This window comes from Sphingobacterium spiritivorum, assembly GCF_016725325.1.
Taxonomy (GTDB): Bacteria; Bacteroidota; Bacteroidia; order Sphingobacteriales; family Sphingobacteriaceae; genus Sphingobacterium.
In genome coordinates, this window is record NZ_CP068083.1 from 3,668,927 (window position 1) to 3,684,946 (window position 16,020).

Consider the following 16,020-nt stretch of genomic DNA (forward strand, 5'->3'; position numbering starts at 1 on the left):
CAGATTAGTTATATAAAAATTAAATCAAACATGGATACAGCTGCAAAAGCGAAAAAAAAGGGAATTGTCCGGTTGCTGGAGATAGCGGGCAAAGAAAAGAAGCTATTGATTATTTCGGGTCTGTTGGCCATTTTACATGCACTATTGAGTCTGGTGCCCTATGTGCTTGTTTTTTATATTGTGCGGGAACTTACAAAAGATACAGTAGATTTTGGGTCTTCTGGTCAGTATATACGTTATGCTATTCTTACAGCTGTGCTGAGTATGGCCGTTCTATATATTTCCGTTATCATCTCTCATCTTGCGGCCTTTAATATTCTTTTTGAATTAAGAAAATTCATAATTGCTAAGATTGGAAAACTTCCGATTGGTTATCTTTTTAACCGAAGTTCGGGTGCTTTACGTAAAATACTGGCTGATGATGTGGAACGTATAGAGACATTTATAGCACATCAGATCCCTGATTTTGTAAAAGGGGTAACCTTACCGGTTGTTACTATTTTCTTCTTGTTTACGCAGGACTGGAGATTGGCTCTCGTTAGCTTTATTCCGCTAATTATACTGGCAATATGGATTCCCCGAGCATATGGCGGTCAGAACAAAGAACTTATCCGCAATTATCATCAATCGTTGGAAGATATGAATGCGGGTATAGTTGAGTATGTAGGTGCTATTCCGGTGATGAAGATATTCGGAACATCTGCAGAGACTTTTGAGAAATACGGGAATACGGTTCGTCGCTTTAATGTTTTTGTTGGTGAATGGATTAAAAGCAGTACACCGGCTTTTGCTGTTTTTATAAGTTTTGTGAGTAATGCGATGTTGCCCGTCCTGATTGCAGGACTGTATCTCTATTTCAATCATGGGGTTACTTTAGCGACTCTTTTGCTTTTTTTGATACTGGGTACCGGATATATCAAGCCATTGTTTGTCTTGAATAATATGGGAATGCAATTGTCTGTTATTAACCGTGGGGTAGAGCAGCTGGATGAATTGCTGGACGAAGACGGACTTCCTGAAAATGATGTTAAACAAAGCCCGCAAACATTTGAACTGGAATTTGAGCATGTTTCCTTTGCATATGATAATAAGATTCCGGTATTAAAAGATATCAGTTTTAAAATTCCTGAAAATGCTGTTGTAGCTCTCGTTGGACCCTCAGGTGCAGGTAAGAGTACAGTAGGACAGCTTATAGCCCGGTTTTGGGATATCCATAGTGGCAGTATCCGTATCGGAGGAATAAATATCAAGGAATATCCTACAACACAGTTAATGGAGTTAGTCTCTTTTGTTTTTCAGGATAGTTTTATGTTTCAGCAGTCTATGTATGAAAATATTCGTATGGGGATGGATAAGACTCGTGAAGAAGTTATGCAGGCTGCAAAGGCAGCCCAGATTCATGAAGAAATATTGTCCCTTCCTGAAGGTTATGATACCTTATTCGGGCAGGATGGGGTACACCTTAGCGGAGGTGAACAGCAACGGATACAACTGGCACGGGCTATTCTTAAAAATGCACCGGTTCTGATTCTGGATGAGGCAACAGCTTTTGCAGATCCCGAAAGTGAGTATAAGATACAACAGGCTTTCAGTGAACTGATTAAAGATAAAACGGTTTTGATAATCGCACACCGGCTCAGTACAATTACGGATGTGGATTCGATACTGGTATTTGATAAAGGCAACCTGACAGCAGAGGGTACTCATGAAGTATTGCTGCAGGAAAGTGAGCTTTATCAGCGTATGTGGAGTGCACATACCCGGGCCAGAGAATTTGTAATGTAATCGATAGCATGTTCTATTTCAGGACATGCTTGTCAGGTCTTTTAATTCCATAATACATAGAATATAAGTATAAATAATATGATACAACATTTGAGATATGTGACTGCTCTGAATCCTGTAGGAACGCGCAAAATGATTTTTTGGGAGATTGTGCACAGCATTTTTGTAGCTGCACCTTCGGGTGTTTTGCTGATCGTTATCTGGGAGCTGTTCTCTGAGCAACCGGATATGACCAGAGTAATAGGTGCTGTCACCCTGATGAGTGTAATGCTGATCACCCAGTTTTTTATTGCTTCGAAGACGATGGTAGGTTCTAATCTGCTGGTATACGGACTTGCCAATCAATTGCGTATCAGGCTTGGTAATCGTCTTCAGAAGTTTTCTTTGGGATTTTTTAAACAGAAAGACCCGGGAGAAATAGCCGGTATTGTTTTACAGGATGTTGCTAATTTTGAAGGAATTTTCGGACACAGTGTCGGCAATCTGGCATCCGCAGTTTTCGGAACAACAGTTTTATCTGTCTTTCTGTTTGCCTACGACTGGCGTCTGGCACTTTGCCTGCTTGCTGTATTGCCCCTGATTTACCCTGTATTACTGATTTCCAATCGTCTTGTTTCTTCCTTAGGAAAAAAACAGATTGCGGCACGGAATAGTGTCGGGGCTAAATTTCTGGAATATGTACAGGGAATTCTTCATCTCAAATCTTATGGTTTGGTAGGAGATAAGAATAAGAATCTTGAAAATGCTTTTGATGAACTTAGAAAAAGAAGCATACGGCTGGAAGCTGTTCCCGGACCTTTCCTTGTTACCGCTTCCGTATTTTTTGAGGTGGGATTTGTCGTTATGTTAGGTTTGGGATTGTATTATCTTTCGCAGGGCAGCATTAGTATTCCTGTGTTAATCACTTTTCTGATTATGGGCTATAATCTGTATAATCCTTTGAAGGTATTAATGGTGGATTACCTCACTTTGCGGTATATGAATGAGAGTCTCGGCCGTATTATCAATGTATTGGAAGAACCTACTATGGAAACGGACAGGGATGAGTTTCCGACGAGTTTTGATATCGAATTTGATCAGGTAAGTTTCGGTTATCAGGATCGTATGACCGTACGTGATCTCACATTTGATGTTCCGGAGCAGTCTATGCTTGCATTGGTCGGTCATTCGGGGTCCGGTAAGACGACTGTAGCCTCATTGATCGCACGGTTCTGGGATGTCAATAGCGGATCAATAAAAATAGGAGGTGTAGATATCCGACATATTAATCAGGATAGATTTTATTCACTGATCAGTGAGGTGTTTCAGGAGGTTTATCTGTTTGATGATACGATTTATAATAATATAAAGATAGGAAAGCCGCATGCCAGTTCAGAAGAGATTATTGAGGCTGCTGAAAAAGCAATGGTGCTGGATTTTGCATGGGAACTTCCAAATGGTATGTATACGCGTGTCGGAGAGAAAGGCTGTATGCTGTCCGGTGGACAAAAACAACGTATCAGTATTGCAAGAGCTTTGCTGAAAGATGCACCTATCGTACTGCTGGACGAAGCTACGGCAAGTCTGGATCCTGAAAATGAAATCTATATTCAGCAGGCTATTCAGGAACTTGTCAAATCCAGGACCGTTATTGTCATTGCGCACAAGCTGGCCACTATTCAGAAAGCGCAACAGATACTTGTACTCGAGAATGCGACTATACTGGAAAGAGGAACACATGAAGAGCTTATCTGTAAGAAAGGAAAATATGAGAAGCTATGGAATATTCAGCAACAATCAGGAGGCTGGAAAGTAAAGAACAGTGTCCCTGTCTGATAAATATTATGAAGATGGACTGTGATAAGCCATTTTCTGTATTTTGTGAATTTTAATATATAAGGCCAGATCAGCATATGATCTGGCTTTTACTATTTGGTAGTCGGGGATAATATCGGAAAATTAAAAAATCATTTCTATCTTTATATCAGCCGCATAGCTGTATTCGAATGTTTGCAAAGTGCAATGTTAATATACGCTTTACATTGCGGTAAAATGATAAACCTATTTTTAGCCACAGTTCACACGTTAATATTTAGTTATGTCGGCTGATTTTACTGATCAGACCTCTGATTTTACCACTTTTGAATCGCTTTACAAAGCATGGAATACCCGTGTGTATGCCTATGTGCTCAAAAAAACGGGCTCAACTTTTGTAGCAGAAGAGGTTGTTCAACTTGTATTTATCAAAATATGGAAGAACAGCCAATACGATCTGAAACATATCAAGTGGGAAGCTCAATTATTCTGTATTACCCGTTCGGTAATGATTGATTATATGCGGCAATCTGCCCGGTACAGCCGTAATGATAGTTTGTGGGAAGGATCTCCGGATTATCACTATCAGACGGAAGTCGAAGACCGCGAGAATATGGAACGATTAAGACAGGAAGTAGATCGTATGCCTCCTATACGTCAGACTGTATTCCGGTTGAGTCGTTTTGAACATCAGAGTTATGCTCAAATCGCAGAACGTCTGCAAATCTCTGTTCGTACCGTAGAGAATCATATTGCTTCTGCATTGAAGGTGCTCAAAAAGACTTTATTCTTTCTGCTATTCTTTTTTTAATTTTTTTTATCTGTAGACTAGGGGGTATGCGTACTGGCATCGTATACCTATCAGATGAACATCAGTAAAGAACTAATCAATAAATTTTTAAAAGGCCAGTGTACGCCTGAAGAGCATGCTTTTGTACAAACGTATCTGGCAGAGCATAGTGATGAAGCCTCAGCGTTTTTTCCGGAAGAAGAGTGGGAAGAATGGTCAGAAGATAAATCGTATGATGAGTCACGGCAGGAAGATCTCTTTCAACTGATTGTTCAGCAGTTACAGGAGGAAGAGACGCAACCACGTCTGTATTTGTCATTTTTGTACAGGGTGGCTGCTGCTGCCGTATTGCTTCTTATTTGTGCACTGGGAGAACGTGCTACCCGGCATGATCAGTCTCCTCTTATAACCGGAATTCAGAGAGAAGTTCCTACCCTGTATCGTATAAATGCGAGTAATGAACCCATGAATATAGTGATGAGTGACAGCAGTTCGGTATTACTTTATCCGAATGCAGAGCTGCGCTATGCCGAAAATTTTAAATGGAAAAACAAACGGGAGGTATGGCTGATCGGAAAAGCAAAATTTTCTGTTCATAAAGATAAAACAAAGCCATTTATGGTGTATTCGGATCGGCTTGTTACTACAGCACTCGGAACACAGTTTATCGTAGATGCTCCACGGCAAGGTAAGCAGGTGGCTATACGATTGATAGAAGGCTCTATTCGTGTGGAAGATTATGAGGAAAATAAAAATGGTCAATATATAAGTCAGATACTCAAACCTGGAGAAGAAGTAAATATTCGGCTGTCTACGCTTTCTCTGTTGGCTGAAGCACCTACGAAAGCTCCCGTGCAGGATAAAAATGGGACTCGTATGGAAGCAAAACCAGAGCAACTTGCCTTTAAGAATAAGAAGCTGACGGAAGTATTCAGGGAAATAGACAGAGCCTATGGTACCGATACACGCTGGACAATAGCAGGTATAGAAAAACTCCATTTTTCAGGAAAGTATGACCGGAATTCGGACAATTACCGGATCATTCTGAATGATATTGCTGTTTTACATCATCTGAGTCTGAAGATAGATGATAATGGGAAGGGAGCACAGTTGAAACAAGAAATAAATAAATCCGAATAAGAGAACATTCATGTATAAGCGATAACATTTACAGTAACAACTTTATTGATTCAGATTATGAAAAAAAACAGACTTTTTATGCCTGGGATGGGGCTTACCTTTCACTTATGGATAAAGCGGCCATCCTTAAATCCAAAGCTGTCTTGTGCTTTGGCCATGTCTATGCTGATCGGAGTATCGATGGCGGAAGCACAGACGAATGCATCCGTATCCGGTCTGGTGCGTGATGAGCAGGGTATGAAAATATCCGGTGCTACTATTACGATAGAAAACAAGTTGACGGCTTTTCGTAGAAGCAGTACAACAGATGCTGAAGGGGTATTTGTATTTGAAGGAATTCCTGCAGGTGAAGGGTACACTTTTGTAATCAGTTCATTGGGTTACAGTAGAAAAGAGCTTACAGGCTATGCCATCAAAAGTAATGACAAACTTGCAATCAGTGTTACACTGGAATCAAGGAATGATGTGCTGGAGGAGGTCGTGGTAACAGCTTTGGGTATCAAACGGGAGAAAAAAGCTTTGGGATATACTGTGGCCGAATTAAAAGGAAATGAACTGACACAGGGGAAAGAGGCTAATGTGGCTAATGCGTTGTCGGGTAAAGTCGCAGGTGTACAGGTGAGCCGTGCAGCATCAGGAGCAGGTGGTTCATCCAAAGTAATTATCCGTGGTAATAATTCATTGATCGGCAATAGTCAGCCTTTGTATGTCGTGGATGGTGTACCGATTGATAATCAGAATTACGGTGCCGCAGGGAGTTCCGGAGGTACAGATTACGGCGATGGTATCAGTAACATTAATCCGGAGGATATCGAAACAATATCGGTTCTGAAAGGTCCTAATGCGGCTGCATTATATGGACAGCGGGGTTCAAATGGTGTTATTCTTATCACAACTAAAACAGGAAAAGCAGGCAGAGGCTTAAATATCAATTTCAACAGTGATTTTTCTATAGGTACGGCTCTTGTACTCCCGGATTTTCAGAATGTGTACGGGCAGGGTTTAAATGGTAATTTTACGCATTTCAGAAAGACCGATGGTACGATTGTGACAATGGCCGATGCTATTGCCAACAATTACACGGGTATGCCCAAAATGAGTGCTGGCCGGGACAGACTGATGAGGTCTTCATGGGGAGCGAAAATGGAGGGACAGCAGTATGAGGACCAGTTTGGAAATGTTTTAAGTTTTACTCCAAAACCGAATACCTATGACGACTTTTTTGACACAGAAAAGCAATTTGTAAACGATCTGAGTGTAGACGGTGGTAATGAAAAGATCAACTACCGTTTCTCATATGCCAATACAAATATCAAAGGATATGTGCCGACTAATACTATAAACAGAAATAGTCTGAACCTACGCACACAAGCCAATATCACGGATAAATTCAGTATAGATGTGAAAGCGAATTATATTATGCAGGAAGGCGTTAACCGGCCTACATTATCTGATGCATCGGACAATCCGGCTTATCTGCTGATTTCTCAGCCAAGAAGTATGGGAATGGATGTACTGGCCGATTATAAATGGACGAAACATGATATTGATAATCAGCTTGGATTTTCCAACTTATTTGAGGGACTGGAGAAAACCTATGCAACGAATAGTTCTACAGCCAATCCATACTGGACGATACATGAAAACAGAAATACAGACAGACGTGATCGTTTGATAGGTTTGTTAAGACTGTCGTATGAGTTTGCACCCTGGTTACGACTGACAGCTACCGGAGGTACGGATTTGTATACGGATCAGCGTTTCCGTTACCGTCCGATCGGAACATATCAGAGTTTGAATCGTAAAGGCGATATCCGGGAGGAAATTATCCGGTCCAGAGAAAATAACCTGGATGCATTATTAAGTTCCAGTTTTAGTGCGACGGAAGATATCAAGATCTCACTGAATGCCGGAGCCAGTCATCTCAGCCGGTTTATGAGAAATACCGGAAACACAGGTAATCAGTTTATTGTTCCGGATCTGTACGTGATCAATAATACCACTACAAATTCATATATCTTCAATCTTATTGAGTCAGAGATTAATTCAGTTTACGGATCGGGACAGATCAGCTATAAAGATTATGCTTTTCTGGATTTTTCAGCACGTAACGATTGGTCTTCTACTTTGTCGAAGAATAACAATTCCTTTTTCTATCCTTCCGTCAGTGGTAGTTTGATTCTGTCGGATATATGGAAATTCAATACAAAAGCACTTTCATTTCTGAAAGTCAGAGCTTCATGGGCACAAGCCGGTAGTTCAGGTAACCCTTATCAGCTTACAGGAGCTTATAGTCTGAATCAGTATACACACGGCGGTATTCCGCTGGCTACTTTTACAGAAGTAATTCCTGATCCTGACCTGAAAAATGAACTGACCACTTCTGTCGAATTTGGTGCTGACATGCGGTTTCTGAATAACCGTATGAATTTTTCATTTACCTATTACAATGCCAATACGAAGAATCAGATCTTAGATATTCCGATTGCGCCTTCAAGTATGTTTAAGGTAAATCGTATCAATGCCGGAGAAATCTCAAATAAAGGGATAGAATTTGTATTGGGTGGTACTCCGGTAAAAACAGCAGGAGGGTTTCAGTGGGAAACATCTTTCAACTTCAACCGCAACCGCAATATGGTTAAATCACTGGCTCCCGGCGTAGATATTTTTCTGCTGGGATCGGACAGGGGGATCAATGTTGTAGCTGAAGTAGGTAAACCTTTCGGACAGCTTATAGGTACTCAGTTTGCCTGGATCAAAGATGAAAACGGAAACAGACTGATTGATCCTAATACAGGTCTGCCACTTCGTACAGCAGGGCGTGTTACTACTGATCTGGGTAATGCGCAACCCAAATGGCTGGGCGGATTCTCCAATACATTCCGATACAAAGGTATAGCCTTATATGCACTGGTGGATATTCGTCAGGGAGGCCTGATCTTCTCTCAATCTAACCGGGAGCAAATTATCTACGGTGTATCTAATAAGACAGTCGAAGGCCGTGATGGTACCTATGTAGCATCGGGATATCTTGGTACTTTACAGCCGGATAATACCTGGAAAAACTCAGGTGTACAGAATACGATGCAGGTACGTGCTCAGGATTACTGGAATGTAGTGGCCGGAGAAAAGGAAGTTATGGTATCCGAAGAAATGCTTAATGACGGAAGTTATATTGCTATGCGCGAAATCAGTTTGTCCTACAGTCTGCCAAAAGGTATACTGCCGCCGAAATATATACAAGGCGCTAAAGTCGGAGTATATGGACGCAATCTATTCTATTTTCAGCGTAAAACAGATGGATTTTCTCCTGAATCAGCTTCATTCAATACCAATAACTCTTCGATCGGTATAGAGTCTACATCTTTACCGATGATGCGTAATATTGGAATCAATTTATCAGTAAACTTTTAATATTCGGAAAAATGAAACGTAGTAACATATATAAAATAAGTTTGGGACTATTTATCGGTTCTGTCCTATTAAACAGCTGTACAAAAGATTTTGAACAGATCAATAAACCGCCGACCTCTGTCACAACAATAGATCCGGCTCTTCTGTTGTCGCGTTCCCTTCGGGATGGCAGTTTTTATGAGTCCGGTGAATTGCCAAATAATAAGTTTGGATCATGGGTACAGCATTGGGCCGGAGGTCCGATTGTACCTACATCAAGATATATTGAAGCTCCTGAGAATGCAATCTGGTCACAGCACTATGATTTGCTGAAAAATCTGATGCAGATCCGTCAGGAATTAAAAGGTAAAGAAGATTTGCCGGAAGGACGTAGTAAACTGGCGATAGCGCGAATCTATGAAACCTATATCTGGCAACGTATGACAGATTTATTCGGAGATATACCTTTTTCTGCAGTGACTCAGGATGCTGGAGCGATACAGCGAACTCCGGCATTTGACAAACAGGAGGATATCTATCCGGCGCTTATTCAGCAACTGGATGCAGCTCTTGCCAGATTAAATGCCGCAGATAATTCTTACGGAACGGCTGATTTTTTCTACGGAGGTAATGTGGCGAAATGGGCAAAGTTTGGGAACTCTCTTAAACTGAAACTGGGTATGCGTATACGGTATGCCAATGCCCAACTGGCACAGAAGACGGTTACGGAAGCTATTGCATCTCCCTATGGGTTGTTGACTTCAAATGCGGATAATGCTGCGGTTCCGACTTTTAATAATGCACAGGCCGAAAACTACAATCCAATGTTGCGTCAGTTTATTACCGGTAGTTCGGATATTCGTTATCTGGCTAATACCCTGGTTACCACACTTAAAAATTACAATGATCCCCGATTACCTTTGATAGCAGCCCCTACAGCCAGCTCTGCCGGTACCGGGACAGATAAGTATGAAGGAATAGGGGTTGCTCTTACAGATAACCAGTTAGCACAGATAATTCGTGCTAATTATTCTACCGCTTCTACAAAAACCTGGTTTAGCATCTCTTTTGCGCCGATTCCGAGTTATGCTCTTACTTATTCTGAAGTTGCTTTTTTCAGAGCAGAAGCAGCTTTATTAGGTTGGGATCAGGTAGATGCAGAAAAAACATTTCAGGATGCTGTGAAGGCGGCTTTTGCTGTGTCCCCCTACAATATGGTTACTGTTCCGCAAACTTATATCGATCAGGTTTTATCTTTTAACGGTTTATCTACAGATCAGCGGTTAGAAAAAATCCAGACCCAAAAATGGATACACTTGTTTGGTCGTAATTTTGAAGCTTTTGCAGAATGGAGAAGAACAGGTTATCCTGTATTGACTCCAGGACCTATGCAAGGCTCTACAAATGGTAAGATTCCGCGTAGAGCGATATATTCTTCAGAAGAGGCTCAGCTTAATGAAGCAAATTATAAAGCTGCAGTGGAGCGGATGTCTAACGGAGATTCATTCCTGTCCAAAGTATGGTGGGATAAGAAATAGGATAAAATAGTAGATTGAGGGGCTTTGTTAAAAGCCCCTTTTTTATGTTTTATTTTACAGAATAAAGAAAAGTTAGGGATAATTGGTAAATCAGTGTTAAATAATTATTTTTATAGCTTGGGGTATCTGTTGAAGATATAATAATAGAGAAGAAGCTAAGAAATGAACGAAATACTGTTAGTAGAGGATGAACAAAATGTCGCTGAACTGGTTATTCAGGGATTAGAAGAGGACGGATATAAAGTCATTCATGCGATGGATGGTCTTAAGGCATTAGAAATAGTGCGCACAAAGGCTGTTGATCTGGTTATTCTGGATATTTTATTACCTCAGATGAACGGGCTCGATGTGTGTAAAGCTATCCGTGATTCGGGATATACGGATCTTCCCGTGCTGATGCTGACTGCTCTTGGAAGTCCCGAAAATGTAGTGCTTGGATTGGATAATGGTGCAGATGATTATATGTCAAAACCTTTTAAACTTATCGAGTTAAAGGCAAGAATAAGAACGCTGCTGCGCCGTAAGTCCGAGATTTCAAAATCTGTGCAAAGCCAGATGAAAAATGAAGTATATCGTTATAGTGTATTAAAACTTGATGATTATCAAAAAGTAGCTTACTGTAATGACGAGGAACTCAATCTAACTTCTACTGAATATCGTCTTTTACAGCTTTTTATGCGATCACCAAAAAAAGTCTTTATGCGAAGCGAATTGCTGGATGAAGTATGGGGAATTAATTTTGATATAGGCTCAAATGTTGTTGATGTATATGTCAACTACCTGCGCCGTAAAATAGAAAAACACAGCCCCATGAAACTGATCCATACGGTAATCGGTATGGGATATGTCCTCAAAGGAGATGAATAAATAAATTTATGCGCAGTTACAACAAGACACTTTACTTTTCTATTGGCATCCTGATTGTTTATACCGTTCTGTTTGTCACATTCATATTTTATTCTATTTCTAATTTTGCATTCAGTGATTTCTATAAACGGCTGGAGCTCCGGCGCAAACTTGCTGCCGAACGCTTGTTAAATACGGATCACAGCGGAGATCAGCAGCATCTTCAGACAGAATACATTGAGAATCTGTTTAATCAAAAAGAGTTCATGGCTGAGATTGATAAGCAGGGTTACTTTCGTTCTATTGTAGAGTTTCCGACCGATCTGTCCGGCCAGATCAGCAAAAATGGCCCTAGCAATTTTAAAGACGGCAAAATCTTTTATTCTACTAATATTTACCAAAAGGACGGTCGTAATTATCTGATCGGCGTATCTGCTGAAAATTATTTCTATACGCACCATTTGGCTTACCTTCGTAATTTGTTGTTTATCAGTCTTCTTTTTGCCTGTTTGCTTATCATCGTTATTTCAATGATTGTGAAACGTTCTTTTCTGAAACCTATTCATAAGATCATCAAGGAAGTAGAGATTATAGGCTCAGAGAATCTTTATCTCCGACTGAATGAATCAAAGGACAAGAGTGTACTTAATAAACTGGCGGCCACATTCAACAGTATGCTCAACAGGATAGAAACTTCTTTCGAAACCCAGAAGAATTTTATAAGTAATGCTTCGCATGAATTAAATACACCACTTACGTCTATCATCGTAACAGCTGATCTCGCGCTTTCCAAGCAGAGAACAGATGAGGAATACAGAACGGCACTTACACGAATAATGGATGCGGCCGGACATCTGGAGAAAAAAACACATGCTCTGTTGTTACTGGCACGTACGGGCTATGAAGGAAATAAAATCAATTTCAAACCAACGCGTGTCGATCAGGCCGTAATGGATGCTGAATTAATGGTCAAGCAAATAAACAATAAGTTCAGGATTAAAACAGATTTCAGTTTGCTGCCGGAAGATTCCATGCGTCTGAAAGTAAATGGTGTGCTTCCCTTGTTGCATCTGGCCTTTTCTAATATTATCTCCAATGCCTGCAAGTATTCTGCAGACCAGACTGCATATATCGCTTTGGGAGCTTCAAAGGATAAGGTTGTTATTGTCATCAAAGACAATGGGATCGGTATTCCTGAAAAAGAGTTAAAACATATCTATGATCCATATTTCAGAGCCTCAAATACGCTCAATTATTCTGGCTACGGAATAGGTTTACCACTTGCCCGTAACATTATACATATGCACAACGGTCAGCTGCGGGTGAGCTCGGTAGAAGGGCAGGGAACTACTGTTACGATCGAATTGCCTTCTCTTTTTGTCTGATTTTAATCCGGTTTTAATCTGTTTTAAGCATTTTAATCTCATTTTAATTTCTTCCTTAAAAGTCTAATGAACTTCTAATGTGCGGTTAATGCTGCTGCAATAATGCTGTAATACTTTTGTAAGTATTATGGCAAAGGCAAAAAGAATATTGATACCGACGGATTTCAGCATCCATTCTTTACAGTTTCTGATTACCGTATTAGAAGAGCAGCAAGCTACTCCGGTAGAAGTTGTACTCGCATATGGGATGCGTTCCAGTTCACTTATGACAGAACTGTTTATTTTCTCGAAAGAAGAGTATCTGCAAAAGGTACAATCTGAAGAGTTTATAAAAGGATGTCAGATGATAGAAAATCGTTTCGGCGAGAAGGTGAGCGGCTTGTATGCAGATGTGCTTACTTCCGATAATCCAAACTATATCCGAAACTACCTCAAAGGAAATCATATTCACGAAGTCATATTACACGAAGAGCATTACAGTACTTGTACGCATAAACATTATCTGGACCTTCATCGTCCTTTGATGAAATCTGCGCCATTTTTATCCGTACTGTCTGACTCTTCACTTTCAGAGAAGCAGCATGCTGAACAGAATGAAATTGCTGATTTATTTTTTAGAAGTCAATATGATGTTACGTATTAGTAAATCTACATTAACGAAGGTCAATTATGTATTGATTATTTCCTTGTTGATGATTGCATTGACAGGAGTTTTGTTTTCCAGAAGCCCTGAAAAACTTATTCAGGGGGAATGGGAAGAAGTGGGATGGTATTTTGAAAAGTCCGATTACAATAATAAAACCAGTAGTCAAAGCGGTTATATCAATGAACAGATGAAATTGGAAATCTTTGATCAGGTGGTGCCGTATCATATGAATGTATGGCATTTTGCAGAGGATGGAAATATTCTATCCGAACAGGATGCAGATAGCCTGCAATGGTATATCAAAGGTCGGGGTCATATTCTCGAACTCCGCAAGGACGGAAGAAAAATTGAGAGTTTTCAGATTCAAAATCTGACAAGAGATAAAATGGAGTTACATTTTAATCTGGATCTGCAAGTAAAAGGAGTTGTAAAAATAGTTTTAAAAAGAAAAGAATTAGAAAATAATTATGCTAAGAAAGTATAGTAATCACAGAACACAACAGGACAACATGTGGCTGGGTGGCTTGACAGCCTTCTCAGCGGGCATGACTAATGTCGTGTCGGTGATTGTCTTTTTCTCCTTTACCTCTAATATTACGGGGTATTATGCTGTTTTTTCACAGGAAGTATCCAAGGGTAATTGGTATCAGGGTGCGGTTGTACTATTATGGATCTTACTTTTCTTTATCGGAAGTCTGGTTTCCAATAGTCTGATTATTCACGGAAAAGGAAGGTGGAGCCAATACGTATCGCATGCCGTGCCCATCATGCTGGAGATTATCAGTATACTGGGCGTAGGAATCTATCTGGAATTTTTCTATCAGGAGACTTTACAGGAAACAGAATTTTTAGTAGGTGCGTTGTTGTTTGCTATGGGACTTCAAAATGGTCTTACAGCAAGTATTTCCAACTCTGTAATCAAGACGACACACCTTACGGGTCTGTCTACGGATCTCGCTATTCTGGTTTCGATGTTTGCTAAAAGAGAAAATCGTCGAAATAAGGCATTAGTACAAAAATTTCACCTATTGCTCACGATATTATTCGCCTATATTATTGGTGGATTGACCAGTGGACTGGTTTACAACTATATCGGAAATAAGGCCTTTTATGTGGTCTGTTTTGTATTGCTGGTTATTGCTTTTTACGATTACTATAAATTGAAAATGATCAGGTACCATTACGAAAGAAGACATCGTAAGAGAGAGAAAATGGAAGCAAAAAATATGATGCCTGAACAGATGGAGGTATAATTCAGGAACAGAACAAAAAAATGTCGATCACTCTGAAAGGAGTGTGCTATAAAAATCGTCTAAAATATTCATAATTGAGTTTTTAGTTTTTCAGGGTAATCCGGTGCTTATAAGTTGGCTGATTTCATTTGCAAATCAGTCAACTTTTGCTTTATATATAGATATTTCCTTACCGATCAGTGATTTTGGTATATAATTCCGTAATCTGTATACAAGGATCAGAATCTGTAAACATGATCTTTGAATAGGTTAAAATTACAGAACATATGAAAAATCAGGATAGAAGAAATTTTCTAAAAACAGGTGCAGCGTTGGGCACATCTCTGTTTGCGACTTCGGCTTTCAGTATGGGCAATACTGCAAATAATTTAAATCCGCGTCCTGCAGCAATTCCCTCATCTCTTATTAAACAGAGGGTGCTGGGTTCAGGCGCACATAGTCTTAAAGTATCTTCCATAGGACTGGGCTGTATGGGAATGAATTATCACCGCAGCTTTGTGCCTGACCGAAAGGCTATGATTTCTTTGCTTCGTAAAGCTGTAGAATCGGGTATTACCTTATTTGATACCGCTGAGGTCTACGGACCTTATATCAACGAAGAACTTGTAGGTGAAGCGTTGGCGCCGTTGCGTAATGATGTTCTTATTTGCAGCAAATTTGGTTTTAATATAGAGAATGGTACCATGGCAGGACTGAATAGTAAACCTGCTCATATCCGCAAGGTTGTTGAAGAATCCTTAAAAAGGCTGAGAACAGATCATATAGATCTGCTGTATCAGCATAGAGTCGATCCGCAGGTGCCAATAGAAGAAGTTGCCGGTACTGTCAAAGACCTTATCAGGGAAGGAAAAGTCAAACATTTTGGTCTGAGTGAAGCGAGTGTATCTAATCTTCGTAAAGCACATGCCATACAGCCTGTGACAGCTTTACAAAGTGAATATTCGCTCATGTGGAGAAATCCTGAAGAAGATATTCTGGCAGTATGTGAAGAACTGGGTATTGGGTTTGTACCGTATAGTCCGTTGTGTAGAGGATATCTTTCGGGTTTTATCAATGAGAGAACGAAATTTATTGCAAGCAATGATAACAGAGCGACTTTACCTCGGTATAGTCCCGAAGCAATCAAAGCGAACTGGACTATGATAGACTTACTGACAACATTTGGAAATCAAAGAGGATTGACTGCTTCTCAGGTAGCTTTGGGATGGTTGCTGGCACAGAAACCCTTTATTGTTCCTATACCCGGAACAACTAAATCAGCACATTTACAGGAAAATATTGGTGCTGTAGAAATTCTCTTTACACCCGATGAACTTAACAGATTTTCGAAGGCCGCATCTGAAATCCGGATTGTCGGAGAGCGTTACACAGGACAAGCTGCAACACAGGTAAGTAATTAGGGCCAGGATTAGAAACAAACTGATAATATAGACTTTGCGTATTGGCTATG

At 40.2% G+C, this 16,020-nt stretch carries 12 protein-coding genes; all 12 read left to right on the forward strand.

The genetic code is table 11. From position 1 onward, the window contains the following. The first annotated feature begins 30 nt into the window (after nucleotides 1-30). Entirely contained in the window at nucleotides 31-1,785 is a 1,755-nt protein-coding gene (locus I6J02_RS15380) for an ABC transporter ATP-binding protein (RefSeq protein WP_201678723.1), read from the forward strand. Nucleotides 1,786-1,863: 78 nt separating this feature from the next. Next, complete coding sequence (locus I6J02_RS15385; protein WP_201678724.1) at nucleotides 1,864-3,600, forward strand: ABC transporter ATP-binding protein; 1,737 nt, start codon at nucleotides 1,864-1,866, stop codon at nucleotides 3,598-3,600. A gap of 262 nt (nucleotides 3,601-3,862) precedes the next feature. Further along, on the forward strand, nucleotides 3,863-4,390 hold the full coding sequence (locus I6J02_RS15390) for a sigma-70 family RNA polymerase sigma factor (protein WP_201678725.1): 528 nt from the start codon (nucleotides 3,863-3,865) through the stop codon (nucleotides 4,388-4,390). 54 nt (nucleotides 4,391-4,444) lie between these two features. Beyond that, nucleotides 4,445-5,509 (forward strand): FecR family protein, encoded by a 1,065-nt coding sequence (locus I6J02_RS15395; RefSeq protein WP_201678726.1) that lies wholly within the window; start codon nucleotides 4,445-4,447, stop codon nucleotides 5,507-5,509. Between the two features lie 57 nt (nucleotides 5,510-5,566). Further along, a complete protein-coding gene (locus I6J02_RS15400) occupies nucleotides 5,567-8,923 on the forward strand; it encodes a SusC/RagA family TonB-linked outer membrane protein (RefSeq protein ID WP_201678727.1) in 3,357 nt (1,118 codons plus the stop codon). A gap of 11 nt (nucleotides 8,924-8,934) precedes the next feature. Then, the gene (locus I6J02_RS15405; RefSeq protein WP_201678728.1) at nucleotides 8,935-10,440 is read left to right on the forward strand and encodes a SusD/RagB family nutrient-binding outer membrane lipoprotein; all 1,506 of its coding nucleotides are present in this window, start codon (nucleotides 8,935-8,937) and stop codon (nucleotides 10,438-10,440) included. Nucleotides 10,441-10,602: 162 nt separating this feature from the next. Then, nucleotides 10,603-11,307 carry a response regulator transcription factor gene (locus tag I6J02_RS15410; RefSeq protein ID WP_003001940.1) on the forward strand — a complete coding sequence of 235 codons (705 nt, stop codon included), beginning with the start codon at nucleotides 10,603-10,605 and terminating at the stop codon, nucleotides 11,305-11,307. An 8-nt stretch (nucleotides 11,308-11,315) separates the two neighbouring features. Next, complete coding sequence (locus tag I6J02_RS15415) at nucleotides 11,316-12,671, forward strand: ATP-binding protein (protein ID WP_201678729.1); 1,356 nt, start codon at nucleotides 11,316-11,318, stop codon at nucleotides 12,669-12,671. A 127-nt stretch (nucleotides 12,672-12,798) separates the two neighbouring features. Then, nucleotides 12,799-13,314: a hypothetical protein gene (locus I6J02_RS15420; protein WP_201678730.1), complete on the forward strand. Its 516-nt coding sequence runs from the start codon at nucleotides 12,799-12,801 to the stop codon at nucleotides 13,312-13,314. Then, nucleotides 13,298-13,801, forward strand: coding sequence for a hypothetical protein (locus I6J02_RS15425; protein ID WP_201678731.1), 504 nt, complete (start codon nucleotides 13,298-13,300; stop codon nucleotides 13,799-13,801). The genes I6J02_RS15420 and I6J02_RS15425 overlap by 17 nt, the downstream gene beginning before the upstream one ends. Next, nucleotides 13,785-14,570 (forward strand): YoaK family protein, encoded by a 786-nt coding sequence (locus tag I6J02_RS15430; protein WP_201678732.1) that lies wholly within the window; start codon nucleotides 13,785-13,787, stop codon nucleotides 14,568-14,570. The genes I6J02_RS15425 and I6J02_RS15430 overlap by 17 nt, the downstream gene beginning before the upstream one ends. A gap of 266 nt (nucleotides 14,571-14,836) precedes the next feature. Next, on the forward strand, nucleotides 14,837-15,970 hold the full coding sequence (locus tag I6J02_RS15435; protein ID WP_236582009.1) for an aldo/keto reductase: 1,134 nt from the start codon (nucleotides 14,837-14,839) through the stop codon (nucleotides 15,968-15,970). The last annotated feature ends 50 nt before the right edge of the window (nucleotides 15,971-16,020 follow it).